We start from the raw sequence: 26052 nt of genomic DNA on the forward strand, positions 1-26052 counted from the left end.
TTCTGGCGCTGTTTCAGGCGGGCCAGCTTGGCCCCGCAGCCGCCGCAGGGCGCAGGCCCGGCCATCTCGCGCGCGACGCCTGTCGCCGAACCGGGGGGCGGCAGCGGTTGCGGCATCGCTGGCAGATCGCGCAGCTTCTCCATGAAGCGTTGGTCGATCCGGTCCTTCCACTGCCAGAGCATCGGCCCGGACAGCGTCCACCCCGCCTTTTCCGCCAGCGCATCCTTGCCGCCCAGCGACACGAGCTTGAGGAAATCACGCTGCGGCCGGAACGCGCGGCGCTGCGCGCCGGTCAGGTCCGCGCGCAGGTTCCACGCCAGCACCGGGGCCGCGCGCACGGCGAAGACACCCGCCTTGGGGCGCGGCGCGTGGCTCAGGTGGACACAATCGCCCGCGCCGTAGATCTCGGGGTGGCTGACCGAGCGCAGCGTCTCGTCCACCACCATGTAGCCGCCGCGCGTCTCCATCCCGCAGTCGGCCAGCCAGCCATGCGGCACCGCCCCCGCCGCCCCGATGGTGAGGTCGGAGGCGATCTCGCGCCCGTCTTCCAGCACCACCGCCCCCGCGGTGACTCGGGCGGGGGACGTCCCCTCGATCCGGCGGATGCCGAAGGCGTCCATCGCCTGCCAGAGCCGCACCCGCCCCGGTTGGCCGTCGAGGATGCCGCCCCGGTCGATCACCGCGATCTCTGCCGCGCGCCCCAGCGCCGTCATCCGGTGCGCGCAGGCCAGCGCCAACTCCACCCCCGCCACGCCGCCGCCGATCACGGCGATCCGCGCCGGGCCTTCGCCCGCGCAATAGGCCGCCCAGCGGTCGGCGAAGGGGCCGAGGGGTTTTGCGGCGATCCCGTGCTCGGCGAAGCCCGGCAGGTCGGCCATGTCCGAGGTGATGCCGATATCGACTGACAGAAGGTCAAAGGCGATGGGCGCGCGCCCCGGCACCCGCACCCGCCGTGCCACAGGGTCGATCAGGTCGGCAGAGCCAAGGATCAGCCGCGCGCCTGCGAAACGGGCGAGCCGGACAAGGTCGATGTCGAGCGCCGCGCGCGGGTAATGGCCCGCGACATGGCCGGGCAGCATGCCCGTGTAGGGCGCGGTCGGGCCGGGGTTGATGAGCGTCAGCCGCGCGCCCGGCACCGGCTTCATCCCCCAGCGGCGCAGGACAAGCGCATGGGTATGCCCGCCGCCGACAAGCACCAGCTCCTTCACCAGCGGCACCGTGGCCCCGTCTCGCATCGCCTGTTCCTTTCGCAACCGGTTCCCCCGGCCTACCGCCCCCGCGGCTTCGCCCGCAAGGTGGGATCGGCGCTGCGCGGGTCCTCGGGCCAGGGGTGACGCGGGTAACGCGCGCGCATCTCCTTGCGCACCTCCGCATAGGAGCCGTCCCAGAACCCCGGCAGATCGGTCGTCACCTGCACGGGCCGCCCCGCGGGCGACAGGAGCACCATCTTCAACGGCACCCGGTCGGGGCCGGTCACGGGGTGGACGGTCGTCCCGAAGACCTCCTGCAGGCGCAGGGCGACCTCGGGCACCTCGCCCGAATAGTCGATGGCGACCGAACGGCCCAGCGGGCTTTCCCAGGCGGCGGGGGCAAGGCGTTCGACCTCCTGCAGCGCGCCATAGCCCAGCCAGGCGCGCAAGGGTTCGGTCGGGTCGAAGCGGGCGAGATCGGCGGCGCTGCGTTCTTTTACAAGAAACGGCGCGGCCCAGTCCTCGAGCGCCTCCAGAAGTGCCGCGTCCGAGACATCCGCCACGCCCGACACCGCCACCCGCGCCCGCAACAGGCGGGCGGATTTGCTCCAGTTCAGCGCCTCGAGCCCGAGGTCGCGGATACCCTCCATCAGCGCCGCCTGCAGCGCCTCGGCGGGCGCGTCGCGCCAGATGCGGTCGTCGAGCACCAGTGCGCCGAACCTCTCTTGTTGCCGCGCCTCGACGCGGCGGTGCCGCCTCGACCAGTGGCAGGCGTCGACCCATCCTATGCGGTCGGCATAGAGTGCGCGCAGCTCGCCCTCGGTGAGCGCCGCCGCCTGCCGCACGCGCGCCTCGCGGCGGTCGCCATCGAGGTCCACCGCCACGATCAGCCGCTGGCCCGCCAGCGCGTCACCCTCGGGAAGGATCGCGCCCTTGCCCCCCGACAGCACGTAGCGCGGCGCTTCGCCCTCGCGGCGCAGCCCGATCCGGTCGGGATAGGCCAGCGCGGCCTGCGCCCCCAGCGACAGGGGCGTGCCGCCCTCGTGGCGTTTCAGCCGCTTCGCCTCCTGAGCGATGCGCGCAATGGCACCGCGGTCTGCCCCCATCCCGCCCGGATCGTCCAGCGCCCGCAGCCGCAGGGCAAGGTCCGTGCCCCGGTCGCGCAGCGGGTCGCGTTCGGCCAGAAGGGCCGCCAGCCGCGCCACGCCCGGCCCGCGGGTCAACACCATTTGCGCCTGCCGCGGATGCAGCGGCTGGCGCGCGAGCGCGCGGCCATGGGCGGAGATCCGCCCCGCGGCATCCAGCGCCCCCAGATCGGCCAGCAGCGCGCGCGCCTCGGCCAATGCCCCCTCGGGCGGCGGCGTGAGGAAGGCCAGCCCCTCGGCCCCGCCCCACAGCGCCAGTTCCAGCGCGAGGCCCGCAAGGTCCGTCGCCTCGATCTCGGCGGGGGGGAAGGCGGGCAAGGCGCCCTCGGCCCCCTTTGTCCACATCCGGTAGCAGACCCCCGGCGCGACCCGGCCCGCGCGGCCGCGCCTCTGGTCGGCCTCGGCCCGGCTGACGGGGTCGGTCACCAGCCGCGACATGCCCGAGCCGGGATCGAAGCGCGCCCGCCGCGCGCGGCCCGCATCCACGACGATGCGCACATCCTCGATGGTCAGCGAGGTTTCCGCGATGGCCGTCGCCAACACCAGCTTGCGCCCGCCGACCGTGGGCCGGATGGCGGCGCGTTGATCGGCGATCTTCATCGCGCCGTAAAGCGTGTGCAGCCGTACACCGCCCGGCAGCCGCCCCTCGAGCCGCGCGGCAACGCGCCGGATCTCGCCCTCGCCGGGCAGGAAGACGAGGCAGCCGCCCTCGGCCTCGGCCAGCGCGCGCAACACCAGTTCGGCGACTTCGGCCTCGAGCCGCGCGCCTTGCGGCACGGGCCGCTCGAGATGCCGCGTCTCGACCGGAAAGGCCCGCCCCTCGGAGGTGAGAAGCGGCGCATCGCCCAGAAGCGCCGCCACCGGCCCTGCGTCCAGCGTGGCCGACATCACCACCAGCCACAGGTCCGGGCGCAGCGCCTGCCGCACCTCCCAGGCCAGTGCCAGCCCGAGATCGGCGTTCAACGAGCGTTCGTGAAACTCGTCGAAGATCACGCAGGAGACACCCGGCAACTCGGGGTCGTCCTGCAGCATCCGCGTCAGGATGCCCTCGGTCACCACCTCGATCCGCGTCGCCGCTGACACCGCGCGCTCGCCGCGGATGCGGTAGCCGACGGTTTGGCCCACCTCTTCGCCCATGACCTCGGCCATGCGCTCGGCGGCGGCGCGCGCGGCCAGCCTGCGCGGCTCCAGCATCACGATGCGCCCCGTCACATGGGGCAGAAGGGCGGGCGGGACGCCCGTGGTCTTGCCCGCCCCCGGCGGGGCCTGAAGCACGGCGCGGCCATGGGCCGCCAGCGCCGCGACCAGTGCGGGCAGGATGTCGTCGATGGGCAGGGTCAAGGTGGGGTCAGTCTCGTCTCACGATGCGGATCGGCCCAAGGAGAGACGTCGCCTCGACCTGCGTCAACACGAAAGCGCCGTCGATCTCGGCGAAGCGCGCGGTGAAGGGAAAGTCGCGCCGCTCGGCCATGTCCTCGGGCGGGAACCCCGCTAGCCGCGTGTAGCGACCGCTGCACTCGGCCGAGGCGGTCGCGGGGGCGACGGACAGCTCCGACCGCCGCGCCCCGTCATAGACGGGCAGGGTGAAGCCGCAGATCTCGGCGCGCGTCCCACTGCGTGCCAGCCGCCACAGCGCCGAGAGCGGATCGGCATGCCCCCGCGCCTGCGTGGGCGGAACGGCCTCGGGGGACGGTTCGGGATCCTGCCACGCGATGCGGGGCAGCGTGTTCTCGAAGTGCAACTCGACGCGGGAGGCACGTCGCCCGGTGTCGATATCCTCGACATAACGCATCGGACGCGGCGTGCCGCCGTCCCAGCGCCCCTCGGCCCGCAGGGCAAAGCGGACCCGCGCGACCGCCCTCACAAGGCCCGTGGCGCGCACCTGCCCGGCCACCGCATAGGCCCTGCCGTCATCGCGCGCGACCAGCGTGATCTCGGCCACCCTCAGCCCGCGCAGCAGGACGTCGAAGCGGGTCTCGACCTCGGCCCGCCCCGCGAGGGGCAGCACAATGGCAAGCGCGCAGGCAAGCGACAGGAGCAGGGGGCGCGGCATCGGACCTCGGCGCGGGCACTGGACAGCCCCGGTCGGGCCGGGGCAGATAGCGGGACCGGCATGGCACGACGGCCCGCTTGCGCCGGACCCTAGGCAGGAAAGACGACCCTTCCATGACGGATGTCACGCCCCCCGACGACCTTGCCCCCCGCATCCTTGCGGGCGACCGCCGGGCCCTGGCCCGCGCCGTGACGCTGGTGGAAAGCACCCGCCCCGATCACCGCGCGCAGGCGACGGCCCTGATCGACGGCTTGCGCGGGCACGGGCGGCAGGCGCTCAGGATCGGCCTGTCGGGCACGCCGGGCGTGGGCAAATCCACCTTCATCGAGGCCTTCGGCATGGCGCTGGTCGAGGCCGGGCTGAAGGTCGCCGTTCTGGCGGTCGATCCCTCCTCCTCGCGCTCGGGCGGGTCGATCCTCGGCGACAAGACGCGGATGGAGCGGCTCAGCCGCGAGCGCGCGGCCTTCATCCGGCCCTCGCCCTCCTCCTCGCACCTGGGCGGCGTCGCACGCCGCACGCGCGAGGCGGTGGCGCTCTGCGAGGCGGCGGGCTTCGACGTGGTGCTGGTCGAGACGGTGGGGGTGGGCCAGTCCGAGACCATGGTCGCCGAGATGTGCGACCTCTTTGTGCTGCTGCTCGCGCCCGCGGGGGGCGACGAGTTGCAGGGCGTCAAACGCGGGATCATGGAGATCGCCGACCTGATCCTCGTGAACAAGGCCGATGGTGACCTGAAACCGGCCGCAACGCGGACGGTCGCCGATTACGCGGGCGCGCTGCGCCTGCTCCGGAAACGCCCGCAGGACCCCGAGGGCTTCCCCAAGGCGTTGCCGGTCTCCGCGGTAACCGGTGACGGGCTGGAGGGGGCCTGGGCCGAGATGCAGACGCTGGCGCGCTGGCGCAAGGATCACGGCTGGTGGGACCGCCGCCGCGCCGAACAGGCCGCGCATTGGTTCGAGGAGGAGGTGCGCGCGGGCCTTCTGTCGCGGCTCAGGACCGATCCCGAGATCCGGACGGCCATGGCCGAGATGGCCGAGAGCGTCGCGGGCGGGCACCTGACGCCCGACGCGGCGGCGGCGGACATGCTGGCGCGGTTGCGGCGGTAGCGAGGCCTAGCCGAAGAGCCGCTCGCCCTGTTCGTCGATCAACTGCTTGGCCTTGCGGATCGAGTAGGCTTCGGCCTCCTCGGCATCGGCGATCTGGTCGGCGCGGATCATCTGGTGGGTCTTGGTCTCGCCGCCGATCTCCTTCTCGATCCGCGCAGACAGGCGATAGCCCCCGCTGCCCGATTGGGGTTCGGGGAAGATGCGGAACTCCTTGTAAAGCTCCGGCTCCTTGGCGGGTTTGCCACCGCCGAAGAGTTTCGAAAAGAGCGACATGGGGCCTCCGGGTTGATCCGTCCTGTGAAAGGTAGCGGCGTCGCGCCCTCGGGAAAAGGGCGGAGGGCTACCCCCGAGCAGGCCGACCCACCGTCAGCTTGAGGATCAGCAACAGCCATGGCAGCCCGTGCATGGCGAGATCGAAGATGTCGATGGGCTGGGTCAGGGTGCCCGCCGTGAGCATCTTGAGCTTTTCCCAGATATGGGGTTCGGGCGTAAAGGGCGCGAGGCCGAGGGTCAGGCTGGCGATCACGAGCACGCTGAGGGGGAGGCCGTCGAGAAGACGGCGGATAAGGGTCATCTGTCGCCGCCCCAAGGGTGGGCGTCGCCGCCCACCGCGCCAATGTGGTGGGCAGGATTGCCCAGCTTACTGATCCAGGAAACTCCGCAGCTTCCGCGACCGGCTCGGGTGCTTCAGCTTCCTGAGCGCCTTGGCCTCGATCTGACGGATGCGCTCGCGGGTGACGCTGAACTGCTGACCGACTTCCTCGAGCGTGTGGTCGGTGTTCATCCCGATGCCGAAGCGCATGCGCAGCACGCGTTCCTCGCGCGGGGTGAGCGAGGCCAGAACCCGCGTCGTCGTCTCCTTCAGGTTCTCCTGGATGGCCGAGTCCAGCGGCAGGACCGCGTTCTTGTCCTCGATGAAATCGCCCAGCTGGCTGTCTTCCTCGTCGCCGATGGGCGTTTCCAGCGAAATCGGCTCCTTGGCGATCTTCATCACCTTGCGGACCTTTTCCAGCGGCATCTGGAGCTTCTCGGCCAGCTCCTCGGGCGTCGGCTCGCGGCCGATCTCGTGCAGCATCTGGCGGCCCGTGCGCACCAGCTTGTTGATCGTCTCGATCATGTGGACCGGGATGCGGATCGTCCGCGCCTGGTCGGCAATCGAGCGGGTGATCGCCTGCCGGATCCACCAGGTCGCGTAAGTGCTGAACTTGTAGCCGCGGCGATACTCGAACTTGTCGACGGCCTTCATCAGGCCGATGTTGCCTTCCTGGATCAGGTCGAGGAACTGCAGCCCGCGGTTGGTGTATTTCTTGGCGATGGAGATCACGAGGCGCAGGTTCGCCTCGACCATTTCCTTCTTGGCCTGGCGCGCTTCCTTCTCGCCCTTCTGGACCTGGTTCACGATCCGGCGAAACTCGCTGATGTCGAGGCCGACATACTGGCCGACCTGCGCCATGTCGTTGCGCAGCTCTTCGACCTTGTCGCGCGACCGCTCCATCAGAGCCTGCCAGCCGCGGCCGGATTTCTCGCTCATCTTCTCGACCCAGTTGGGGTCAAGCTCGTGGCCGCGGTATTCGTCGATGAACTCGCGGCGGTTGATGCGGGCCTGGTCGGCGAGCTTCACCATGCCGCTGTCGATCGACATGATCCGGCGGTTGATGCCGTAAAGCTGGTCGATCAGCGCCTCGATCCGGTTGTTGTGCAGGTGCAGCTCGTTCACCAGCTCGACGATTTCCGAGCGCAGCTTCTGGTAGATGGTTTCATCGACGACGGAAAAGCTGCTGTCCTTGTTCAGCGTGGCCGAGATGCGCTTGTCCTGCATTTCGGCAAGCTTGGTGTAATCCGCCGCGATCCGGTCCAGCGTCTCGAGGACGCGCGGCTTCAGCGCCGCCTCCATGGCGGCAAGGCTCATGTTCGCCTGCTCGTCCTCGTCCTCGTCGTCTTCCCGCGCGATCGGATTGCCGTCCGCGTCAAGCTCGGGCTCGTTGCCACCGGCGCGGCGCGCGGTCTCGGTGCCCTCGGTCGCCACCGGAGCGACCACCGGTTCGTCCTCGTCGTCGCCCATCGCGCGCCCGAAGGTCGCGTCGAGGTCGATCACGTCGCGCAGGAGGATATCCTCGTCGAGAAGTTCGTCGCGCCAGATCGTGATCGCCTGGAAGGTCAGGGGGCTTTCGCAAAGCCCCGCGATCATCGTGTTGCGGCCGGCTTCGATCCGCTTGGCGATGGCGATCTCGCCCTCGCGGCTGAGCAACTCGACCGACCCCATCTCGCGCAGGTACATCCGCACCGGGTCATCGGTGCGGTCGAGCTTCTCGGTTTCGGTGTGCGACACCGCCACCTCGCGCGAGGTCGAGGTCTCGACCACCTCGGTCGAGCCCTTTTGCCCGTCGCCGTCCTCGTCGGCCTCGTCATCCTCGATCACGTTGATGCCCATCTCCGAGAGCATCGACATCACGTCTTCGATCTGCTCGGAGGACACCTGGTCGGGCGGCAGCACGGTGTTGAGCTGGTCATAGGTGATGTAACCCCGGGCACGGGCCTCGGCGATCATCTTCTTGACCGCCGACTGGCTCATGTCGAGGCCGATCTCCGGCTCGTCACCGTCCTGCTGCTTGCGATCGTCGGTGTCTTTGGCCATGGGCAAGTGTCCTTTGGCGTAGCGTGGCGGCGGTGCAACCGGGGCGCGAATCCGGGCCGAACCTTTGCGTATGAAACTTATGTAGCGCGAATCACTGATTCGCATAGGGCGCTCAGCGGCTTTTCTTCTCCCAGACGCGCGCCTCTATCAAGGCACGCAACCCTTGCGACAGTGCCGATGTGTCTTCGCTGACGGCGCTTGTCGTCTCTCCGGTGCCGGGCTGGCCCGCCTTGATCCGGCGTTGCACGGCATGGTTCAGGCGCCGCACGAGGCGCGGATCGCCCTCTTCGAGGCCCGCGAGGTCCTCCAGCGCCTCGGACATCTCGGCTTCCATGGCGCGGGCGGCGTGATACTTGGCGAACTCCTCGGTGAGCGTGGTTGCGGCCTTTTCCGGTGCGGGGGCCGCGTTGAGGATGGGCGTGATGCGCAGATGGGCCATTCCGGACAGGCTTTCAAGGGCCGGTCCAAGACCGCTTTCCGCACAGGCGCGCGCGATCTCGTCGGCGTCGGTCGCCTCGGTGCGCAGCAACAGATCGGCCAAAGCGGCGTGATCGGGATGCCGCGGCCGCAGCCGGTCGAGGTCGCTTTCGAACCGCGCGACCAGCGCGGGATAGCGGCACAGCGTGGCCAGGATCAGCGTCACCCGCAGGTCATCCGCCGTCAGCGCCCCCGAACCAAGCGCCGAGCTGCGCGTTTCGGCCAGCGGCATCTGCGCCTCGGCAAAGCCGCGGCCGCGGCCCGGTGTCCAGCGTCCGCGCTCGGGGCGCGGCTGGGCCTGTTGCGGACGGAACAGCGCGCGGCGCAGTTCGGCCAGCGCCTCGCCGTAGTGGCGCTTCAGCCCCTGGTCGGGGATGCGCGAGATCGCCTGCCGCAGGCTCCGGTCCAGCGCCGCGCGCCGTTCCGGCGTGTCGAAGACGCGGCCCTCGGTCTCGCGCCGCCAGAGCATCCGCACCAGCGGCTCGGCCCCCTCCAGCAGCGCGCGCATCGCCTCGGGGCCCTTGGCCTTAAGCAGGTCGTCGGGGTCCTGCCCCTCGGGCAGGATGCAGAAGCGCAGCGTCTTGCCCGCCTCCAGCATCGGCATGGCAAGGTCCACGAGCCGCATCGCGGCCCGAAGGCCCGCCTTGTCGCCGTCCAGCGCGATGATCGGCTCGTCCGCGATGCGCCACAACAGGCGCAGCTGATCCTCGGTGATCGCGGTGCCCAGCGGCGCCACCGCCGCCTCGAAACCACCGCGCACCAGCGCGATCACGTCCATGTAGCCCTCGGCCACGATCAGCGGCTGACCCTTGCCCGCGGCCTCGCGCGCGGGGCCGTGGTTGTAGAGCGTGCGGCCCTTGTCGAACAGCGGCGTCTCGGGCGAATTCAGATACTTGGCGTTGTCGTTCGGGTCCATCGCCCGCCCGCCGAAGCCGATGCAGCGCCCGCGCGGGTCGCGGATCGGGAACATGATCCGCCCGCGGAACGTGTCATAGGGCTTGCCGCCCTTCTGGCTGGGCTTGGCGAGACCAGCCTCGAGCAGCAGCTCGTCGGCGAAGCCCTTGGCCTTCAGCGCGTCCCACAGCCCCTGCCAGGCATCGGGCGCGAACCCGATCTCGAACCGGTCCAGCGCCGCCGGGTCCAGCCCCCGCCGGTCGAGATAGGCGCGCGCCGCCGTCGCGCCTTGCGTCTTCAGCTGCAAGCGGAAATGGGCGACCGCGGCCTCGGTCGCCTTGGCCAGCTCGGTGTTGCGGTCGGCCTTCTGCGCGGCCTGCGGATCGCGCGCGGGCATCTGCATCCCGGCCTCGCGCGCGATGATCTCGACGGCTTCCATGAAGCCGACATTCTCGGTTTCCTGCACGAAGCGGATCGCGTCGCCCTTCGCGTGGCAGCCGAAGCAGTAGTAAAAGCCCTTCCGGTCATCGACATGGAAGCTGGCGGTCTTTTCCTGGTGGAACGGGCAGGGGGCCCAGAGGTCGCCCTTGGCCTGGTTCGACTTGCGCGTGTCCCAGATCACCTTGCGGCCTGCGACCTGTGAGATCGAGACGCGGGTGCGCAGCTCGTCGAGGAATCCGGAGGGCAGGCTCATGCCTGCAATATCGGAGGGCGCGGCGGGGCTGTCCAGCGGTGCGCGCGCGAAACCCTTGGGTAAGTCTGGGGATGAAACGCCCCGCGGCCTGCGCGGTTTCGTCGAAATCCCGTCAAAGTCTCGTGGCATCCGACAGGAAAACCGGGGGAGCGATCGGGATGTTGGCAGCGATACAAAGCTTCTGGTCAGGCGAACGGGGCGCGGCCTCGACCCGCAAGGGCTTTGTCCTCGCGGCCGCGGCCAGCGTCATTGCGATGTCGTCCTATCTCATGACACCCGGCACGCAATCCGCCCCGCGCGCCGCCCCCCCGACCGCCGAGGCCCTCGCGCTCGCGCGGTTGACCGAGGGACAGATCCGCAGCTTCGACGAGGCCACCGTCGCGCGCCGGCTTGCGATGTTCGCCGACCCGCGCGAGTTCACGGAAACGCAGCTTCGCAACGCTCATCGCACCTGGTCGCGCCGCGCCCTCGACGGGGCCTACGGGCAGCCCGACCTTGCCGCCGACATGGCCGCCATCGCCGAGGCCGCGATGGGGTTGCGAGGCGTCCGCCCCCACAACGGCATCTGACCTCAGAGCGCCTCGCGCGCCGCGACCGCGCGCATCGCGCGGGTCAATTCGTGAACCGCCGTGCCCGCCATCGAGCGGAAGACCAGCACCTCGAACCGGTCGCCGCCCGGATGCAGGATCAGTGCCGACATGTGCCCCACCAGCGAGCGCCGCGCCGAACCCGGCGGGCAGGCGGCGGGCGACAGGTCGACCGGCACCCAGCGCGCCAGCACGTCGCGCACTGCCGCCCCCTCCAAAACCAGCTGCGTCCAGGCATCCGACTGATCGGTCAGCGCGGCATGCTCGGCCAGCGCCGCGTCCGGCTCCACACCCATCAGAAAGGCCTGGTCGAGCCCGCTCCAGGCGATGCCGAGCTGGCCTGACGTGATCATCGCGCCCGGCTCGGGAAACCCCAGGCCATGCGCCTGTTCCAGCGCCCGAGACAGCGCCGCGCCCTTGCCGCGCCAGGGCATCACCGCCCAGACCGGGCGCATCGGCGCCTCGCTCAGGGTCACGCCGCCCACCGCCACCGGGGTCAGGCCATGGGCCGGGGATTTCGCCATCAACTCAGCCACGGGCGCGCCCTCCGTCCGGGTCGAAGAAGACCGGGTTCACCACCTGCACCCGCGTCTTCACCTTGCGCAGGTGATCCACCATGACGATCTCCTGCCCCTCGCACTCGGGCCCGTGCCGCAGGAACCCCAGCCCGATCATGTGCCCCAGCGTCGGCGAATACCCGACCGAGGTGACATAGCCCTGGTCAAGCACGCGTTTGTGCGGGTCGCCCTCCTTGAACAGCCGCGCCCCGGCGGTCAGACGGCCCTCCGCCTCCACCGGGCGCAAGCCCACCAGCCGCTCGCGTCCGGGTTCCAGCAGTCCGGGCCGCGCGGCGGCGGCCTTGCCGACGAAATCCTTCTTCTGGGACAGCATGCGCTGCATGCCGATGTCATGGGCGGTGACGCGGCCGTGGATCTCGGAATGGGTGATGAAGCCCTTCTCGATCCTGAGCACGTTCAGCGCCTCCATCCCGTAGGCTCCACCGCCAAGCGCCTCGGCGCGCGCGACGAGGTCACGATAGAGCGCATCGCCGTAGCGCGCGGGCACGGCGATCTCGTAGGCGTGTTCGCCCGAGAAGGAGATGCGGAAAAGCCGCCCGGTCACCCCGTGAACCTTCACCGCACCGCAGGCCATGAAGGGGAAGCTCTCGTCGTCGATGGGCTGGTCCAGCACGCCGTTCAACAACTCCCGCGAGAGCGGCCCCGCGACCGAGAACTGCGCCCATTGTTCCGTCGCCGAGATGATCCGCACGTCCAGGTCGGGCCGCAGGCCCTGCGCCACGAATTCCAGGTGCGCCATCACCTGCCCCGCGGCGGCGGTCGTCGTCGTCATCACGTAGTGATGGTCACCCAGCCGCGCGGTGGTGCCGTCATCCATCACATGCCCGTCCTCGCGCAGCATCAGGCCGTAGCGCGCGCGCCCGACCTTCAGGGTCGAGAACATGTTGGTGTAGACGAAATCGAGGAAGGCCCCGGCATCCGGTCCCTGGATGTCGATCTTGCCCAGCGTCGAGACATCGACCACGCCCACGGCATTGCGCACCATGGCGACCTCGCGGTCGCAGGCCTCGCGCCATGTCGTCTCGCCGGGCGCAGGGAAGTAGGAGGGGCGGAACCACAGCCCCGCCTCGATCATCGGCGCACCGCGCCCGCGCGCTGCCGCATCGCTGGTCGTGCGCCGCTCGGGCGCGAAACCGTGCCCCTCGGCAAAGGCCCCCATCGCGCCCATGGTCACGGGGATGAAGGGCGGGCGGTAGGTCGTCGTCCCCGTCTCGGGGATGCCGCGCCCGGTGCTGTCGGCCAGCAGCGCCAGCGCGTTGATGTTCGAGCTCTTGCCCTGGTCGGGGGCCATGCCCTGCGTCGTGTAGCGTTTCATGTGCTCGACCGAGGCATAGCCCTCGGCGGCGGCCAGCTTCACGTCCTTGGTCGTGACGTCATTGGCGAAATCGAGCCAGGCGCGCCCCTTGCCCTCGACATACCACAGCGCCTGTGTGCGGCCCGGATCATCCTCGGCCTCGGGCAGGCTGACGCCCTGCGGCGCGGGCCGCCCCAGCGCCGCCAACGCGGCCTTGCCGGCCTCGAGCCCCTCGGACAGGCAGGCCGCCGTCGACATCGCGCCGTTGCAGCTGCCCGCGGGCGTCAGCCCCGGCACCGCGCCGGGGGCGGGCAGGAACATCTTCGCGTCTGCATCCCAGACCGGCCGCGCGCCAAGATGGCAGGTCAGGTGCACCGCCGGGTTCCAGCCGCCCGACATCGCAAGGCAATCCGTGATCAGCGTGTCGGTCCGGCTGCCCGCGCGGTAGGTGATCTGCCGCAGCCCCTGCCGCCCCTTGGTGCCGATGACCTGCCCGCCCTCGATCAGGCGATAATCGCCCTTCGCGGTCACGCCCGTCCGGCTGTCGATGACGGCGGCGACCTTCACGCCCGCGTCCATCAGCTCCACCGCGGTGCGATGCGCGTCGTCATTGGTGGCGAAGATCGTCACGTTGCGCCCCGGCGAAACGCCGTAGCGGTTGAGGTAGGTCCGCACAGCGCCCGCCAGCATGATGCCGGGCCGGTCGTTCATCGGAAAGGCGATGGGCCGCTCATGCGCGCCCGCCGCCAGCACCGCCTGCCGCGCGCGGATGCGCCAGAAGCATTCCGGCGGCAGGTCATCGGCGGGGGCCACATGGCGGGCCACGCGCTCCAGCGCGCCATAGCTGCCGTCGTCATAGGCACCGGTCACCGTGGTCCGGGTCATCACCCGCACCCGGCCCGTGGCCTGAAGCTCCTTCACGATATCCTCGACCCAGTAGGCCGCGGGCGTGCCGTCGATCTCCTGCCCGTCCGACAGGAGCCGCCCGCCCAGCTCGGGGGTTTCTTCTGCAAGAATGACATCCGCCCCGCCCTTGGCCGCGGTCAGCGCCGCCATCAGCCCGGCAGGCCCGCCGCCGATCACCAGCACATCGCAGAAGGCGAAGGCCTTTTCATGCCGCTCGGGGCTGGCGTCGCGCGTGATCCGGCCCAGCCCCGCGGCGCGGCGGATCACCGGCTCGTAGAGCTTTTCCCAGAAGGCGCGCGGCCACATGAAGGTCTTGTAGTAGAACCCCGCGCTCAGGAACGGCCAGAGCGCGTCGTTGATCGACAACAGGTCGCGGTCCAGCGGCCCGATGCGGTTCTGGCTCTGGACGGTCAGCCCGCTGTAGATCTCCTGCACCGTGGCGCGCGTGTTGGGCGTCATCGCGGCACCCTGGCCCACCTCCAGCAGCGCGTTGGGCTCTTCCGACCCGGCGGTCAGCACGCCGCGCGGGCGGTGGTACTTGAAGGACCGGGCCATCAGCCTGACGCCCTTGCCGAGCAGGGCCGAGGCGACCGTGTCGCCCTTGTAACCGGTGACCGAGCGGCCATCGAACTTGAAGGTGACCGGCTGGCTCCGGTCGATCAGCCCGCGCCCGTCAACCCGCATCACGCACCTCCCGCGCAAGCCGGGCACCCGTGACCGCATGGCTCACCGTGTTGCGCTCGACGACCAGCCACGCCCCGCAGCCAGCGCCGTGAAACCACAGCTCGCGCGTGTCGCCCGCGGGGTTCTCACGCAGGTGGAGGTAATCGTTCCACGCCTGCGGCGGGGCGTCCTCGGCGGGGCGGTCGAGGTAACTCGCGTGGCCTTTGGGCGTGAACTCCCGGCTGTCGCGCGCGCCGCAGAGGGGGCAGGGGATGAGCATGTCTTGCGGGCCTTCAATGCAGGTTGTGCTGGCTGCCGGTGCCTTCCTCGTCCATCAAGCCGCGCCCGGTGGCGAACCGGTCGAGACGATAGCGGGCGGCGGCCTCGTGCGGGCGGTCGGTGGCGATCAGGTGGGCAAAGGTATGGCCCGAGCCGGGCACGGCCTTGAACCCGCCGTAACACCAGCCGCAGTTCAGGTAGAGCCCCTCGACATGGGTCTTGTCGATGATCGGCGAGCCGTCGGGCGACATGTCCATGATCCCGCCCCAGCTGCGCAGCATCCGCGCCTTGCCGATCATCGGCATCAGGGTCATGCCCGCCTCGACCACATGCTCGGCCATCGGCAGGTTGCCGCGCGCGGCATAAGACGGGTAGAAATCCAGGTCGCCGCCGAAGACAAGGCCGCCCTTGTCGGACTGGCTGATGTAGAAATGCCCCATGCCGTAGGTCACGACATGGTCGATGCAGGGCTTCAAGCCTTCGGTCACGAAGGCCTGCAACACGTGGCTCTCGATCGGCAGGCGCATGCCGGCCATCGCGGCGACCTGGCTCGAGCGCCCGGCCACCACGATCGCCACCTTCTTGGCCCGGATCGCGCCGCGGCTGGTCTGCACGCCCTTCACGACGCCGCCCTCGATGTCGATCCCCGTCACCTCGCAATTCTGGATCAGGTCGACGCCCCGCTGGTCGGCGGCCCGCGCATAGCCCCAGGCGACGGCGTCATGCCGCGCCGTGCCGCCGCGCGGGTGATAGAGGCCCCCGTAGATCGGAAAGCGCGTCTGCTCGTAGTCCAGATAGGGCAAGAGCTTGCGGCACCCCTCGCGGTCCAGCAGGATCGCGTCGTCGCCCTGGTTGATCATGGCGTTGCCGCGCCGGGCATAGGCGTCGCGCTGGCCGTCGGAGTGGAACAGGTTGATGATGCCGCGCTGCGAATGCATCACGTTGTAGTTCAGCGCCTGCTCCATCCCCTCCCAGAGCTTGAGGGAATGCGAGTAGAATTCCGAGTTGCCCGGCAGCCCGTAATTCGCGCGCACGATGGTCGTGTTGCGCCCGATGTTGCCACCGCCCAGATACCCCTTCTCGAGCACGGCGATGTTGGTCAGACCGTGTTCCTGAGCGAGGTAGAAGGCGGTGGCAAGGCCATGGCCCCCGCCGCCGATGATGACGATGTCATAGGCGTCCTTCGGGGCCGGGTCGCGCCAGGCGGGGCGCCAGCCGCGATTGCCCATGATTCCTTGTGCCAGCACCTGCCAGCCTGAATAGCGCATGTTGGTCCCTGTCGGCCGCTTGGGGGCGATGTTTCCCGGCACTATTCAACGGCTCCGCGGTGAAGGAAAGCCCCCTCACGACATGACCTGTCCCGTCACCGACCGATCAGCTGGATGGAGAGACAGGTTCCGGGTCCACCGGGTCGAACGGCACCTGTCCCGCAAAGCGCGGGCGCGTGAAGGTGGCGTTCTCGAAGGTCGTCAGGGTCATCCCGATTTCGAAGGCGGGCGTGTAGGGGATGAAGGTCTCGACCAGCAGGATCGTCTCGGCATCCGCCATGGTCGGCAGCAGGCCCTCGTAGTCGATCAGGTTCGCCGTGAACAGGCGCGCTTCGCCATTGGTCGCATGGGACCAGTCGACCCGGAACGTGTCGCTGTCCGCGTCATAGCTGATCTGCGTCGCCCTCAGCCGCGCGTTGCCGTCATTGCGGACCATGTGTTCGAAGATGTCCGTGTAGCCCTCGATGTCCCGCGGGTAGATCGTGGCGGATTGCCGCGACAGGACGTCGGCGATGGCATAGGTCGCCTTGATCGAGGTATTGTAGGTGCGGAAGGCATCGAACACCACGAAGCTGCCGATGAAGGCCCAGGCCAGGACCGGGGTGATGATCACCGCCTCGAGGGCGACCGCGGCGGTCTCGTCCTGCCGGAAACGGCGCAGGTATCGGATCGGCATCTTCATCTCCTGTCACTGCGGTTCGTTCACGAAGACCGACGAGGCCACCATGTGCAGCCCGCCGGTATCGTCGCGCACGAGGTTCAGCCCGAACCCCGAGAACGGAAGGATGCGGTCGATGATCGCGCAGGTGCGGATCAGCAGCAGATCGTTCGAGACGCCCTGCACGAAGGCGTTGGCCGGCTGCACGTCGACATCCTCGCGGTTCACGCAGACCACGTCGGCGTCCGGCAGGGTGTAGGCCTGTTGGTCGATGACGGTCAGCTCGACCACCAGCACGCTTTCGCAATCCGGGATCGCGGGGGTGTTGTCGCAGATCGCCGCCTGGATATCGTTGGCGGTCAACGGCCGCGGCACACCGGTGTCGGGGTCGGTGATCGTGCGCACCAGCCGCAGCAGCCGGACCGCCTCGTCCAGCGACCGCTCCAGCAGAACCTGCCGCGACAGGATCATTCCCGTCTCGAAGGACGCGATGAACAGCGTCAGCACGACGGGGAACATGATGACGAATTCCATCGTCGCGGTGGCCCGCTCGTCGACCGCGAAGCGTCGGATCAGGGCCGTTGCACGCGTCATCGCGGCCGGTGAGCGCGCGGCCGCCATCACTGCACCAGGCGCAACTGGTTGATCGTCCGCGCGATCGACGAGAAGGTGTCCGAGATATTCAGCCCTTCGATGTCGTAGTAATGCGCATCCGACGACGCGCAGTATTGCATCACCTGCCGACCCTCCAGGGGGGCATCGAAGGCGATGGTAAAGACCACGATGTCGCGCGCATGCGCCACGTCGCAGATCCTGCGCAGGCGGCGGTCCCCTTCTTCGGGCGGGGCATGGATCTCGATGATGTCGAAGAACTCGTATTCGTTCGCCATGGCCTCGATGGTCGGCCGGCGCCACCAGTTCTGCAGCGACAGAAAGCCCTCGTGCCTCTGCCACGCGTCCGGGTGAAACAGCGTGTCGCGCATGATCCCGACCGAGATGTGGTTCCACAGATCCGCATAATCGAGACGCACGGCGTTGTTGTTGTCGCCACCGTCCGGCTCGCTGCGCCAGCGGTCATGGTCCTCGTGCCAATACTGGTCCCACTCGGCGTAATAGACCGAGAAGTCGCCGTCGTCGGGATCGCGCCAGAAGGGGCTGGGGCCGTCGCGGTATCGCTCGACAAGATCCACCTGTTCCCAGTTGTTGCCGTCGGTCATCAGCACGACGATCTTCAGCGTGGTCTCGTCCTCGTAGGCTGCGGGGCGGCCCAGGAAATCGTCATCGACCAGCCCGGCCGCGTTCAGCCCGCTCAGGGCCGGGCGCGCCATGGGGTCGAGCAGGGCCACGCCCCAACGCATGCCGACGTCGATCGCCGTCGATCCCGACGTGGCCAGGGCGTCGATCATCCCGTGAAGCTCGGTCTCGTTGGCGGACCACGGCAGGATCGCACCCGCGTCGTCGGTCGGGCAGCGCGGCCTCGGGACGGGGTCCGCCGCAAAGCTCGTGAGAGGGTCGAAATGCCCCATCCGCTGAATCGGCGCGGTCGGATCGATGCCGGAGACCGTGAAATCCTCCCAGTCGAAGCGCGAACAGCGCGAATAGTCGTGTTCGTCGGTCAGCGCGAAGACCGAGGCCAACCGCGTGCCCATGTTCACATGGCCGTTGTAGGGAACGACCGAGATCGACACGCGCTGGCCCCCGCCGGGGGTGTCGTTGGCATCCAGAAGCGTCGTCACGAATTCGCGCGCCGCGGGCCGCAACGCGTCGATGCGATGGGTCGGCGAGACGTCCATCGACCCCGAGATGTCCAGCACCAGCGACACCTCGATGTTGCGGATGCGCTCTTCGGCGGCGCCCGCAGCGGTCGAGGTCATCACCCGTTGGCCGAAGATCGACATGAACAGCGTGCGCATCTCCATCTCGGCCTGCGCCTCGACCCGGCGAAAGTTCACCCCTTCCTCCTCCCGTACGGTGAGGCGGTAATCGGTGAACCCGGCGGTTTCGAAATAGCTTCGGACCACCGTTTCCGGCTCCAGGGTCTGCGACAGCGCTGCTGCCGCCAGCACGGCGCGGTCCAGCGTGTATTGCAACTGCGCGCGCTGCGTCTCGAATCGCATGATGTCGACCGAGATGCCGCCGGCACTGATCATCAGGACAAAGATCATCGCCGCGAAGACCGTGACCGTCCCGTCCTCGCGCTGCAGGAAACGCCGCGCGAACCTGCCCCGGCCATTGCCCTTGGCCATGCCCTTGCCCGGCCCCGTTCGGCCGCGGGCCCGGTTGGTGGCGCCCCTGTCGCGCATGGGCTCAACTCCGGTCATCGTTACTCCAACTCGATGCGGCACCGCCGCGCCGCCTCCCCGCTGGTCCCATGTCCGCAAGGCAGAATTGAGGCGCGGGCGTGCAGCAATCTTGGTGTCAACCGGACGTTAAACAGACCTGCGACAAGGTCGTTGAAAGGAAGTGTGATGCACCCTCGGGTTGCATCCCGCGGGGCAGGCATGCCCTGTTGACGCATGACATGCCGGAGCGCGACCATGGCCGGCAACAGGGAGAGGAGCCTGAGATGACTGCCGTAACCGGTGAGCCGAGTTTTCGCCAATCCGTCGATCTGATGTTCAACAGGGCCGCGGCCCTGATGAGCCTGCCGCCGGGTCTCGAGGAAAAGATCCGCGTCTGCAACGCGACCTACACCGTCCGCTTCGGGGTCCGGCTGAGGGGTGAGATCCACACCTTCACCGGCTACCGTTCGGTCCATTCCGAACACACCGAACCCGTAAAGGGCGGCATTCGCTACGCCCCGTCGGTCAACCAGGACGAGGTCGAGGCGCTGGCCGCGCTGATGACCTACAAATGCGCGCTGGTCGAAGCGCCCTTCGGCGGCTCCAAGGGAGGGCTCTGCATCGACCCGCGCCAATGGAGCGAGGAAGAGCTTGAGAAGATCACCCGCCGTTTCGCCTACGAGCTGATCAAGCGCGACCTGATCCACCCTGCCCAGAACGTGCCCGCCCCCGACATGGGCACCACCGAGCGCGAGATGGCGGTCATCGCCGACCAATATGCGCGCATGAACACCGCCGACATCAACGCGCGGGCCTGCGTCACCGGCAAGCCGATCCATGCCGGCGGCATCCAGGGACGGGTCGAGGCGACGGGCCGCGGCGTGCAATATGCCCTGCAAGAGTTCTTCCGCCACCCCGAGGACGTGGCGCGGGCAAAGCTTTCCGGCGCGCTCGACGGCAAGCGCGTGGTGGTGCAGGGCCTCGGCAACGTGGGCTTTCACGCCGCCCTGTTCCTCTCGACCGAGGATGGCTGCAAGATCACCCATGTGATCGAGCGCGACGGCGCGATCGAGAACCCCGACGGGCTGGACATCGCGGCGCTGCGCGACTGGATCGTGCAGCACGGCGGGGTCAAGGATTGCCCGCTCGGCACCTACCACGCCGACGGCGCCCGCGTGCTCGAGGCCGAGTGCGACATCCTCATCCCCGCCGCGCTCGAGGGCGTGATCAACATGCACAACGCCGCGGCCATCAAGGCCCCGCTGATCATCGAGGCCGCGAACGGCCCGGTGACCGCGGGCGCCGACGACATCCTGCGCCACAAGGGCACCGTCATCATCCCCGACCTCTACGCCAACGCGGGCGGCGTGACGGTGTCCTATTTCGAATGGGTCAAGAACCTGTCCCATATCCGCTTCGGCCGGATGCAGCGCCGCCAGGAAGAGGCGCGTCACCAGCTGATCGTGGATGAACTGGAACGGATCAGCCGCGACAGCTCGATCAACTGGACGCTCTCGCCGGGCTTCAAGCAGAAATACCTGCGCGGCGCGGGCGAGCTGGAACTGGTGCGCTCGGGCCTCGACGACACGATGCGCGCCGCCTACCAGTCCATGCGCGAGGTCTGGTGGGGCCGCGAGGACGTGACGGACCTGCGGACCGCGGGTTTCCTCGTCAGCATCGACCGCGTCGCCCGCGCCTACACCGCCAAGGGCATCTAGGGCTGCCTCGGGGCGGTGTCGTCATCCGGCACCGCCTCGAGCAGATCGCCGGGCTGGCACTCCAGCACCGCGCAGATCCGCGCCAGCGTCTCGAAGCGCACGCCCCGCACCTGCCCGGTCTTCAGCAGGCTCAGGTTCTGCACGCTGATCCCGATCGCCTCGGCCAGGTCCTTGGACTTCATCTTGCGCCGCGCCAGCATGACGTCCAGCCGCACCACGATCCGCATCAGACGAACCCTTCGTTCTCGTCCTTGAGCCGGATCGCCTCGGCCATGATCCAGCCGGTCAGGTAGAAGCCCCCGCCGCACAGGATCAGCCCCGCCGCCTCCGAGTTGAAGTAGAAGCTCGGCGCGAAGGCGCCCGAAGGGTTGTGCCATGACAGGATCGTCGGCGTGACGAGGTTCGCCAGCAGATCCAGCGCGCCAGACGCCGCGCAGCCGATCCCCGCGATGCGAAAGCGCCGCGCGATGCGCTGGTCGAACAGCACGCCGCGGCGCACCAGCGACAGAAGCTCGACGGCCGACAGGACCGCCACCACTCCCGCCGCGACGGGCAAGAGCCAGACCGCCGCGTAAACGATCCGCGTGGCGGTGGCGATCTCGGCCCCCGGCTCGACCCACGGGCTTTGCAGCCACCGCTCGGGCGACAAGAGCGCATAGTCGAGCGTGCCCCCCGCGGTGAGCGAGACATAGAGCACGAGAAACACGCCCATCACCGGCAGGAGGGCGGAGGCAGTGGATGTAATACGGGTCATGGGACACTCAGTAATTCATGTTTTGCATTGAATAATGATCGCTGGATGGTATCTTTTCCCATGTGATTGAACAAGTGTCCTTGTGCCGGTGCCCCCATGGCCCTCCCGCCTCAACATCCTGAAACCGCCTCGCATCCCGACAAGCGGTCCTCCGACCGGGCCGAGTTCGACCGCAAGCTGGCCCGCGCCCTGGCCGAGCTGGCGGCGACGGGCATGTGGCGCTCGAACTACGACCCCGCGCCCGACCGCTGGCTCAGGCGGCGCGGCCTGCGCCTGCGCCCGCCGCATTACCGCGACCCGTGGCTCTATGGCTTGGGACTGGGGGTCCATTTCGCCGTGACCTGGGGTGTGCTGATGTGGCTGTTTGTCTGGTCGGCAGAGGGGATGCCGGTTTCGTTGGCCATCGGTGCCGCCAGCGCGGCGGGCGTAGGCTTCGGCCTGTTCATGGCCTTGCACATGGCATGGGGGCGCCGCCGCCATCGCCTGACCCGGTGGGAGGAGCTGTGATGCGATCTGCCCGCGGGTTTCTGTCATGAAAACCGACCGTCACGCCTGGCAGGCACTCGGGATGCTGGCGGGGTTTCCCGCCCTCTTGCTGCTGGCCTTCGCGGCCATCGACGCCGCGAGGGGCGAAGCGACCGACCCCAGGGAAGCCGCGCTTGTCATCGCGGTCGGCTGGGTCTCGATCATCCCCATGGCCCTGTGGCAGACCCGCCGCCCCGTGGTGGCCCATGGCGTGCATGCGATCCGCCGCCGCGGGCGGGAGCTGGCCGGTTTCCTCGCGCTGTTGCTGGTGCTGCAACGCCCGCCCGATGATGCCAGCCTTGCGCAGGCCCTGTCGGGATGGGCGATCTTCGGCGTCATCATCCTGCTGGTCTTCGGGGTCGAGGCCTATCGCTTCTGGCAACGCCTGCGGCATCGGCCATCCGTTTGGCGCAAGCTGATACGCGGGCCGGTGTTCTGGGTCGGCGTGATCGGTATCACCGGGTTTCAACTCGGTCATCTCTGGGGTGCAACCCCGGCACAGGCGCTGTGGCTGGCGCTTGTCCTGCTTGGTGTCTTCGTGAATTTCACCTTTCCGTGGCGGTTTCCCCGTATCGGGGCCACCCCGCTCGGGCGGAAGGTGCTCTTGCTGGGAGAGGTCCTGTCGATGGCCGCTTTTGCCTTTGTGATCGACGCGTGTCTGACCATGCACGGCGTCGCGCGCCATTCCGGCTTCGGCCATGTTCTGTTCTACATGATCGTTGCGGCCCTCGCCCTGCGGTTCACGCTGCCTTCAAGCGCGCGCCACGACCTCCGTTAGGCGCGATCCAGCTACCCCCGGCCCTTCGGGATCTCGCCCGACATCTCGGCCAGCATGACCTTGATCAGGTCCGCCACCGGCTTGGCCTGGCCGGGGGCCGTGGCCCCGCCCACCGCCACGCGCCTGCGCGCCCGCCACCAGAGCGCGGGGGCATAGACCCGGCCGCGCGCCGTGGGCGCTTTCAGCCGCACGAGGAAACCGCCCGCGGGCTTGAAGGCGAAGATCGAGCGGTCCACGCTCTCCACCTCGTCGAGCGTGAAGAGCACGCGCCGCGCGCCGTCCCGCTCGCGCAGCGCGCTGCGGGTCAGCTCCAGCGTGACCGCCGTCGCCGTCCAGACCCGCCACGACAGGTAAAGCGACCCCGCGCCCAGCAGGATCAGGAACACCAGCCAGCCGAGATCGGCGGGCGGATGCGTCGCCGCGAGATAGACGAGCAGCCCCCCGAGGCTGCCGACCACGCCCGTGGTGAAGCCGCGCCGGATCGGGTGCGGGTCGATGGTGGCCAGCACCTCGTCGGGGTCGGTCTGCTTGCGTTTCGCCATCTGCCTCGCTCCAGCCTGTCGCCCCTTACCCCGTCGCGCCCGGCTTGGGTAGACCTCTGCACCCGCGCACAGCCAGCGTGAGGGCCGCGCCATTGCAGCCCGCCACGCCCTCGCTACATCATGCGCACCGAAACAGGAGGTCGCGCCCCATGTCCATTCGCCCCATTCTCGAAACCCGCCGTGCCCAGCCCACGATGGAAGGGGCCGGTGTCCACCTGCACCGCGCCTTCGGGTTCCGGGACCCGACCGAGCTGGACCCGTTCCTCCTGTTCGACGATTTCCGCAACGACGACCCGATGTTCTACAAGGACGGCTTTCCGTGGCACCCGCATCGCGGGATCGAGACCATCACCTACGTGCTGGAGGGGACAGTGGAGCATTCCGACAGCCTCGGCAACACCGGGCGTCTGGGGCCGGGCTCGGTGCAATGGATGACCGCCGGCTCGGGCATCCTGCACCAGGAGATGCCGCTGGGGAATGCAAAGGGGCAGATGCACGGCTTCCAGCTTTGGGGGAACCTGCCCTCCAGCCAGAAGATGACCGCGCCGCGCTACCAGGACATCGCAGGCGGCGACATCCCCGAAGTCACCGACGACGACGGCACCCATGTGCGGGTGATCACCGGCGAGTTCTGGGGCAAGCGCGGGCCGGTGGACGGCATCGCCGCAGATCCGCAATACCTTGATGTGACGGTGCCCGCCGGCGTGAAAAAGACCTTTCGCATCGACACTTACCGCCGCGCCTTCGCCTATGTCTTCCAGGGCGCGGGGGCCTTTGCCGATGCCTCGGCCCCGCAGGGGGTGCTACTGGAAAAGGAGGTCATGGGCCAGGAGGTCAACATCCGCGACCTGTCGGGCGACCGCACGCTGATCCGCTTCGGCACCGGCGACGAGGTGACGGTGCAGGCCGGTCCGAAGGGGGTGCGTTTCCTCCTGATCTCGGGTGCCCCCATCGAGGAGCCGGTGGCCTGGCACGGCCCCATCGTGATGAACACGCAGGCGGAGTTGCAGCAGGCGATGCGCGATCTGCGCAACGGCACCTTCATCAAGCCCGCGCATTGAGGGGCTTGGTCAGCCCCCGGCCTGCCAGTGCAGGAAAACAAGGCCGACACCGATCAGCGCGGCCAGTTTGAAGCCGATCTCGGCCATCAGGAAGGACCGGTCGCGCGCCGCCTGCGCGCCGGGCTCGTGACGCGCCAGTGCCGCGCGGATCGTGTCGGCGGCACGCTCGATCAAGGCCGGGTCTGTTTTCGAGGCAAGCTTGGGGTGGGCCAGCCGCGCCTCGTAGGCGCACAGCTCGGCCGCCGCCTGCCGCGCCTGCGGGGGCAACATCCGGCCCGCCCGGCGCACGGCGCGCTCGAAACTGCGGGCGCGGACGTTCAGACGCGCGGCGAACATGCCGCGCAATTCTTCCGTGATGGCGTCAAGCCTGTCGCGTGTCATGGAATCGGCCCCCCAAGGCAGACTGCGCGCAGGATACGGCAGCGCGGGGGGCGGGCTCAAGACCGCGGTTTCCTCTGGCCAAGGCGGGTGCGGCTCGCCTATCTCTGGCGTCATGCTCACCACCATCGTGCAGGGCGAGGACACCGCCCGACCGCCCATCCTGATCGCCCATGGCCTGTTCGGTTCGGCCCGCAACTGGGGCGTGATCGCCAAGCGCCTTTCGGCCACGCGCCGGGTGCTGAGCGTGGACATGCGCAACCACGGCGACAGCCCGTGGCGCGACAGCCACGGCTACCCGGACCTCGCCCGCGACCTTGCGGAGGTCATCGCCGCCCATGGCGGCCGGGCCGACGTGCTGGGGCATTCCATGGGCGGCAAGGCCGCCATGTGCTTGAGTTTGCTGCACTCTTCCTGCGTGCGGCGGCTGATCGTCGCCGATATCGCGCCGGTCTCCTATGGCCACACGCAACAGCATCTGATCGAGGCGATGCGGGCGATCGACCTGTCGGCGGTCGAGACGCGGGGGGATGCGGACCGGCAGCTGGCGGGGCATGTGGCGGAGGCCGGGGTGCGGGCGTTCTTGCTGCAATCCCTTGATGTAAAAGCGAAAAAATGGCGGTTGAACCTGGATGTGCTGGAGCGGTTCATGCCCGACATCCTGTCCTGGCCAGCGATCACGGGGCAGTTTGACGGGCCGTCGCTGTTCCTGTCGGGGGCCGCATCCGACTACGTGCAGCCCGAGCATCGCCCGGTCATCAAGTCCCTGTTTCCGAACGCGAAATTCGCCAAGATCCCCGGCGCGAGCCATTGGCTCCACGCCGACCGCCCGCGGGAGTTCGAGGCCGCGGTGGCGGCCTTCTTCGGCTGATCCCGCGCCGGTCTGTGCGGGCCGGACCGGGACGGAGGGGGCGTCACACCCCGTGCACAGTCCGTACACACCGCGTGCATACGCGCGCCCCCCACCCGCGGTGACGGTCGGTTAACCGTTTCGGGCGAAGGTGGGGGCATGTCCACCTACCGCCGCCCGCCCGTGACCGGGGCCATGGTCTTCTTCACCGTCGCGCTGGCCGCGCGGGGCGGGGATGTGCTGCTGCGCGAGGTGGGGCTGTTGCGGGAGGCGGTGCGGGTGACGAGGGCCGAGCGGCCCTTCGGGATCGAGGCGTGGGGTGAGACGCGGTTCCGGCGTAGCCGGATGAAAGGTCCAGTGGACCTTTCAAGCGTCGAACGGGCGGAGCCCCGGCGGTGTTGCCGGATCACATGCACGCGGTGTGGCAGATGCCGCCGGGGGACCGGGCGTATGGGGTGCGATGGGGCGCCATCAAGGCGCGGTTCACGCGGGCGGTGCGGGAGAAATACGGGACGGATGTATCGGGGCGTAGGCCGGGCTTCAGCCCGGCATTGCCGGCGCAGCCGGCGTCACCGGCATTTCGTTTGCAGCCGGCATACGACTACCCCACGGAGCTCCCGGTCGTTCGGTCGGGCAGATATGCCGGGCTGAAGCCCGGCCTACGGCATGAAAAACGCGAGCAGGCGCTGTGGCAACGGCGGTTCTGGGAACATCACGTTCGGGATGAGGCGGAATACCGG

At 69.0% G+C, this 26052-nt stretch carries 25 protein-coding genes; 7 read left to right on the forward strand and 18 right to left on the reverse strand.

Annotation, left to right across the window (positions count from 1 at the left end; all coding sequences use genetic code 11):
* The 3 genes from QQK83_RS07095 to QQK83_RS07105 form a co-directional block, all read right to left on the reverse strand.
* A partial coding sequence (locus QQK83_RS07095; RefSeq protein ID WP_284262994.1) for an FAD-dependent oxidoreductase occupies positions 1–1235 on the reverse strand: 1235 nt, incomplete at its 3' end.
* Positions 1236–1267: 32 nt separating this feature from the next.
* On the reverse strand, positions 1268–3676 hold the full coding sequence (gene hrpB / locus QQK83_RS07100) for an ATP-dependent helicase HrpB (protein ID WP_284262996.1): 2409 nt from the start codon (positions 3674–3676) through the stop codon (positions 1268–1270).
* A gap of 7 nt (positions 3677–3683) precedes the next feature.
* A complete protein-coding gene (locus QQK83_RS07105) occupies positions 3684–4388 on the reverse strand; it encodes a DUF3108 domain-containing protein (protein ID WP_284262998.1) in 705 nt (234 codons plus the stop codon).
* Positions 4389–4501: 113 nt separating this feature from the next.
* Between QQK83_RS07105 and meaB the strand changes: the two genes are divergently transcribed.
* On the forward strand, positions 4502–5491 hold the full coding sequence (gene meaB / locus QQK83_RS07110) for a methylmalonyl Co-A mutase-associated GTPase MeaB (protein ID WP_284263000.1): 990 nt from the start codon (positions 4502–4504) through the stop codon (positions 5489–5491).
* A 6-nt stretch (positions 5492–5497) separates the two neighbouring features.
* Here meaB and QQK83_RS07115 read toward each other — a convergent pair whose 3' ends face one another.
* From QQK83_RS07115 to dnaG, 4 genes are all read right to left on the reverse strand, one after another.
* On the reverse strand, positions 5498–5764 hold the full coding sequence (locus tag QQK83_RS07115) for an HlyU family transcriptional regulator (RefSeq protein ID WP_284263001.1): 267 nt from the start codon (positions 5762–5764) through the stop codon (positions 5498–5500).
* Between the two features lie 67 nt (positions 5765–5831).
* Positions 5832–6065: an RND transporter gene (locus QQK83_RS07120; RefSeq protein WP_284263002.1), complete on the reverse strand. Its 234-nt coding sequence runs from the start codon at positions 6063–6065 to the stop codon at positions 5832–5834.
* 66 nt (positions 6066–6131) lie between these two features.
* Positions 6132–8126 (reverse strand): RNA polymerase sigma factor RpoD, encoded by a 1995-nt coding sequence (gene rpoD / locus QQK83_RS07125; RefSeq protein ID WP_284263003.1) that lies wholly within the window; start codon positions 8124–8126, stop codon positions 6132–6134.
* Positions 8127–8238: 112 nt separating this feature from the next.
* Complete coding sequence (gene dnaG, locus QQK83_RS07130; protein ID WP_284263004.1) at positions 8239–10191, reverse strand: DNA primase; 1953 nt, start codon at positions 10189–10191, stop codon at positions 8239–8241.
* Between the two features lie 158 nt (positions 10192–10349).
* On the opposite strand from dnaG, the gene QQK83_RS07135 reads away from it, so the two are divergent.
* Positions 10350–10760: a hypothetical protein gene (locus QQK83_RS07135; protein WP_284263005.1), complete on the forward strand. Its 411-nt coding sequence runs from the start codon at positions 10350–10352 to the stop codon at positions 10758–10760.
* A gap of 2 nt (positions 10761–10762) precedes the next feature.
* Here QQK83_RS07135 and QQK83_RS07140 read toward each other — a convergent pair whose 3' ends face one another.
* The 7 genes from QQK83_RS07140 to QQK83_RS07170 form a co-directional block, all read right to left on the reverse strand.
* Complete coding sequence (locus QQK83_RS07140) at positions 10763–11314, reverse strand: sarcosine oxidase subunit gamma (RefSeq protein WP_284263006.1); 552 nt, start codon at positions 11312–11314, stop codon at positions 10763–10765.
* The gene (locus QQK83_RS07145) at positions 11307–14240 is read right to left on the reverse strand and encodes a sarcosine oxidase subunit alpha family protein (RefSeq protein ID WP_284263007.1); all 2934 of its coding nucleotides are present in this window, start codon (positions 14238–14240) and stop codon (positions 11307–11309) included. The genes QQK83_RS07140 and QQK83_RS07145 overlap by 8 nt, the downstream gene beginning before the upstream one ends.
* Positions 14230–14499: a sarcosine oxidase subunit delta gene (locus tag QQK83_RS07150; RefSeq protein WP_284263008.1), complete on the reverse strand. Its 270-nt coding sequence runs from the start codon at positions 14497–14499 to the stop codon at positions 14230–14232. The genes QQK83_RS07145 and QQK83_RS07150 overlap by 11 nt, the downstream gene beginning before the upstream one ends.
* A gap of 13 nt (positions 14500–14512) precedes the next feature.
* A complete protein-coding gene (locus tag QQK83_RS07155; RefSeq protein ID WP_284263009.1) occupies positions 14513–15766 on the reverse strand; it encodes a sarcosine oxidase subunit beta family protein in 1254 nt (417 codons plus the stop codon).
* Positions 15767–15872: 106 nt separating this feature from the next.
* Positions 15873–16442, reverse strand: a complete 570-nt coding sequence (locus tag QQK83_RS07160; protein WP_284263010.1) for a TadE/TadG family type IV pilus assembly protein — start codon at positions 16440–16442, stop codon at positions 15873–15875.
* Positions 16443–16454: 12 nt separating this feature from the next.
* Positions 16455–17018 (reverse strand): TadE/TadG family type IV pilus assembly protein, encoded by a 564-nt coding sequence (locus tag QQK83_RS07165; protein ID WP_284263011.1) that lies wholly within the window; start codon positions 17016–17018, stop codon positions 16455–16457.
* 26 nt (positions 17019–17044) lie between these two features.
* The gene (locus QQK83_RS07170; protein WP_284263012.1) at positions 17045–18727 is read right to left on the reverse strand and encodes a TadE/TadG family type IV pilus assembly protein; all 1683 of its coding nucleotides are present in this window, start codon (positions 18725–18727) and stop codon (positions 17045–17047) included.
* Between the two features lie 263 nt (positions 18728–18990).
* Between QQK83_RS07170 and QQK83_RS07175 the strand changes: the two genes are divergently transcribed.
* The gene (locus QQK83_RS07175) at positions 18991–20424 is read left to right on the forward strand and encodes a Glu/Leu/Phe/Val family dehydrogenase (protein WP_284263013.1); all 1434 of its coding nucleotides are present in this window, start codon (positions 18991–18993) and stop codon (positions 20422–20424) included.
* Here the strand turns inward: QQK83_RS07175 and QQK83_RS07180 are convergent.
* Both QQK83_RS07180 and QQK83_RS07185 read right to left on the reverse strand, forming a co-directional pair.
* Positions 20421–20651: a helix-turn-helix domain-containing protein gene (locus QQK83_RS07180; RefSeq protein ID WP_284263014.1), complete on the reverse strand. Its 231-nt coding sequence runs from the start codon at positions 20649–20651 to the stop codon at positions 20421–20423. The two genes, QQK83_RS07175 and QQK83_RS07180, sit on opposite strands and share 4 nt — an antisense overlap.
* Complete coding sequence (locus QQK83_RS07185) at positions 20651–21178, reverse strand: DUF2975 domain-containing protein (protein ID WP_284263016.1); 528 nt, start codon at positions 21176–21178, stop codon at positions 20651–20653. Before QQK83_RS07185 ends, QQK83_RS07180 begins: the two co-directional genes overlap by 1 nt.
* Before the next feature lie 96 nt (positions 21179–21274).
* Here QQK83_RS07185 and QQK83_RS07190 point away from each other — a divergent pair, with 96 nt between their 5' ends.
* Positions 21275–21685, forward strand: coding sequence for a DUF6404 family protein (locus tag QQK83_RS07190; RefSeq protein ID WP_284263018.1), 411 nt, complete (start codon positions 21275–21277; stop codon positions 21683–21685).
* A 25-nt stretch (positions 21686–21710) separates the two neighbouring features.
* Positions 21711–22481: a hypothetical protein gene (locus tag QQK83_RS07195; protein WP_284263020.1), complete on the forward strand. Its 771-nt coding sequence runs from the start codon at positions 21711–21713 to the stop codon at positions 22479–22481.
* An 11-nt stretch (positions 22482–22492) separates the two neighbouring features.
* On the opposite strand, the gene QQK83_RS07200 is transcribed toward QQK83_RS07195, so the two are convergent.
* Positions 22493–23023 (reverse strand): hypothetical protein, encoded by a 531-nt coding sequence (locus tag QQK83_RS07200; protein WP_284263021.1) that lies wholly within the window; start codon positions 23021–23023, stop codon positions 22493–22495.
* Positions 23024–23172: 149 nt separating this feature from the next.
* On the opposite strand from QQK83_RS07200, the gene QQK83_RS07205 reads away from it, so the two are divergent.
* Positions 23173–24084 (forward strand): pirin family protein, encoded by a 912-nt coding sequence (locus QQK83_RS07205; protein WP_284263023.1) that lies wholly within the window; start codon positions 23173–23175, stop codon positions 24082–24084.
* Positions 24085–24093: 9 nt separating this feature from the next.
* On the opposite strand, the gene QQK83_RS07210 is transcribed toward QQK83_RS07205, so the two are convergent.
* Positions 24094–24465: a hypothetical protein gene (locus QQK83_RS07210; RefSeq protein ID WP_284263025.1), complete on the reverse strand. Its 372-nt coding sequence runs from the start codon at positions 24463–24465 to the stop codon at positions 24094–24096.
* Between the two features lie 112 nt (positions 24466–24577).
* On the opposite strand from QQK83_RS07210, the gene QQK83_RS07215 reads away from it, so the two are divergent.
* The gene (locus QQK83_RS07215) at positions 24578–25333 is read left to right on the forward strand and encodes an alpha/beta fold hydrolase (RefSeq protein WP_284263028.1); all 756 of its coding nucleotides are present in this window, start codon (positions 24578–24580) and stop codon (positions 25331–25333) included.
* Positions 25334–26052: the final 719 nt, after the last annotated feature.

The organism is Roseicyclus amphidinii, assembly GCF_030163755.1.
Classification (GTDB): Bacteria; Pseudomonadota; Alphaproteobacteria; order Rhodobacterales; family Rhodobacteraceae; genus Roseicyclus; species Roseicyclus amphidinii.

Bases quoted from the DNA above. Each gene is read 5' to 3' on its own strand.
- QQK83_RS07105 (WP_284262998.1), bottom strand. From the start codon at position 4,388: ATGCCGCGCCCCCTGCTCCTGTCGCTTGCCTGCGCGCTTGCCATTGTG.
- meaB (WP_284263000.1), top strand. From the start codon at position 4,502: ATGACGGATGTCACGCCCCCCGACGACCTTGCCCCCCGCATCCTTGCG.
- QQK83_RS07115 (WP_284263001.1), bottom strand. From the start codon at position 5,764: ATGTCGCTCTTTTCGAAACTCTTCGGCGGTGGCAAACCCGCCAAGGAG.
- QQK83_RS07120 (WP_284263002.1), bottom strand. From the start codon at position 6,065: ATGACCCTTATCCGCCGTCTTCTCGACGGCCTCCCCCTCAGCGTGCTC.
- rpoD (WP_284263003.1), bottom strand. From the start codon at position 8,126: ATGGCCAAAGACACCGACGATCGCAAGCAGCAGGACGGTGACGAGCCG.
- dnaG (WP_284263004.1), bottom strand. From the start codon at position 10,191: ATGAGCCTGCCCTCCGGATTCCTCGACGAGCTGCGCACCCGCGTCTCG.
- QQK83_RS07135 (WP_284263005.1), top strand. From the start codon at position 10,350: ATGTTGGCAGCGATACAAAGCTTCTGGTCAGGCGAACGGGGCGCGGCC.
- QQK83_RS07145 (WP_284263007.1), bottom strand. From the start codon at position 14,240: ATGCGGGTTGACGGGCGCGGGCTGATCGACCGGAGCCAGCCGGTCACC.
- QQK83_RS07150 (WP_284263008.1), bottom strand. From the start codon at position 14,499: ATGCTCATCCCCTGCCCCCTCTGCGGCGCGCGCGACAGCCGGGAGTTC.
- QQK83_RS07155 (WP_284263009.1), bottom strand. From the start codon at position 15,766: ATGCGCTATTCAGGCTGGCAGGTGCTGGCACAAGGAATCATGGGCAAT.
- QQK83_RS07160 (WP_284263010.1), bottom strand. From the start codon at position 16,442: ATGCCGATCCGATACCTGCGCCGTTTCCGGCAGGACGAGACCGCCGCG.
- QQK83_RS07165 (WP_284263011.1), bottom strand. From the start codon at position 17,018: ATGACGCGTGCAACGGCCCTGATCCGACGCTTCGCGGTCGACGAGCGG.
- QQK83_RS07170 (WP_284263012.1), bottom strand. From the start codon at position 18,727: ATGCGCGACAGGGGCGCCACCAACCGGGCCCGCGGCCGAACGGGGCCG.
- QQK83_RS07175 (WP_284263013.1), top strand. From the start codon at position 18,991: ATGACTGCCGTAACCGGTGAGCCGAGTTTTCGCCAATCCGTCGATCTG.
- QQK83_RS07180 (WP_284263014.1), bottom strand. From the start codon at position 20,651: ATGCGGATCGTGGTGCGGCTGGACGTCATGCTGGCGCGGCGCAAGATG.
- QQK83_RS07185 (WP_284263016.1), bottom strand. From the start codon at position 21,178: ATGACCCGTATTACATCCACTGCCTCCGCCCTCCTGCCGGTGATGGGC.
- QQK83_RS07190 (WP_284263018.1), top strand. From the start codon at position 21,275: ATGGCCCTCCCGCCTCAACATCCTGAAACCGCCTCGCATCCCGACAAG.
- QQK83_RS07195 (WP_284263020.1), top strand. From the start codon at position 21,711: ATGAAAACCGACCGTCACGCCTGGCAGGCACTCGGGATGCTGGCGGGG.
- QQK83_RS07200 (WP_284263021.1), bottom strand. From the start codon at position 23,023: ATGGCGAAACGCAAGCAGACCGACCCCGACGAGGTGCTGGCCACCATC.
- QQK83_RS07205 (WP_284263023.1), top strand. From the start codon at position 23,173: ATGTCCATTCGCCCCATTCTCGAAACCCGCCGTGCCCAGCCCACGATG.
- QQK83_RS07210 (WP_284263025.1), bottom strand. From the start codon at position 24,465: ATGACACGCGACAGGCTTGACGCCATCACGGAAGAATTGCGCGGCATG.
- QQK83_RS07215 (WP_284263028.1), top strand. From the start codon at position 24,578: ATGCTCACCACCATCGTGCAGGGCGAGGACACCGCCCGACCGCCCATC.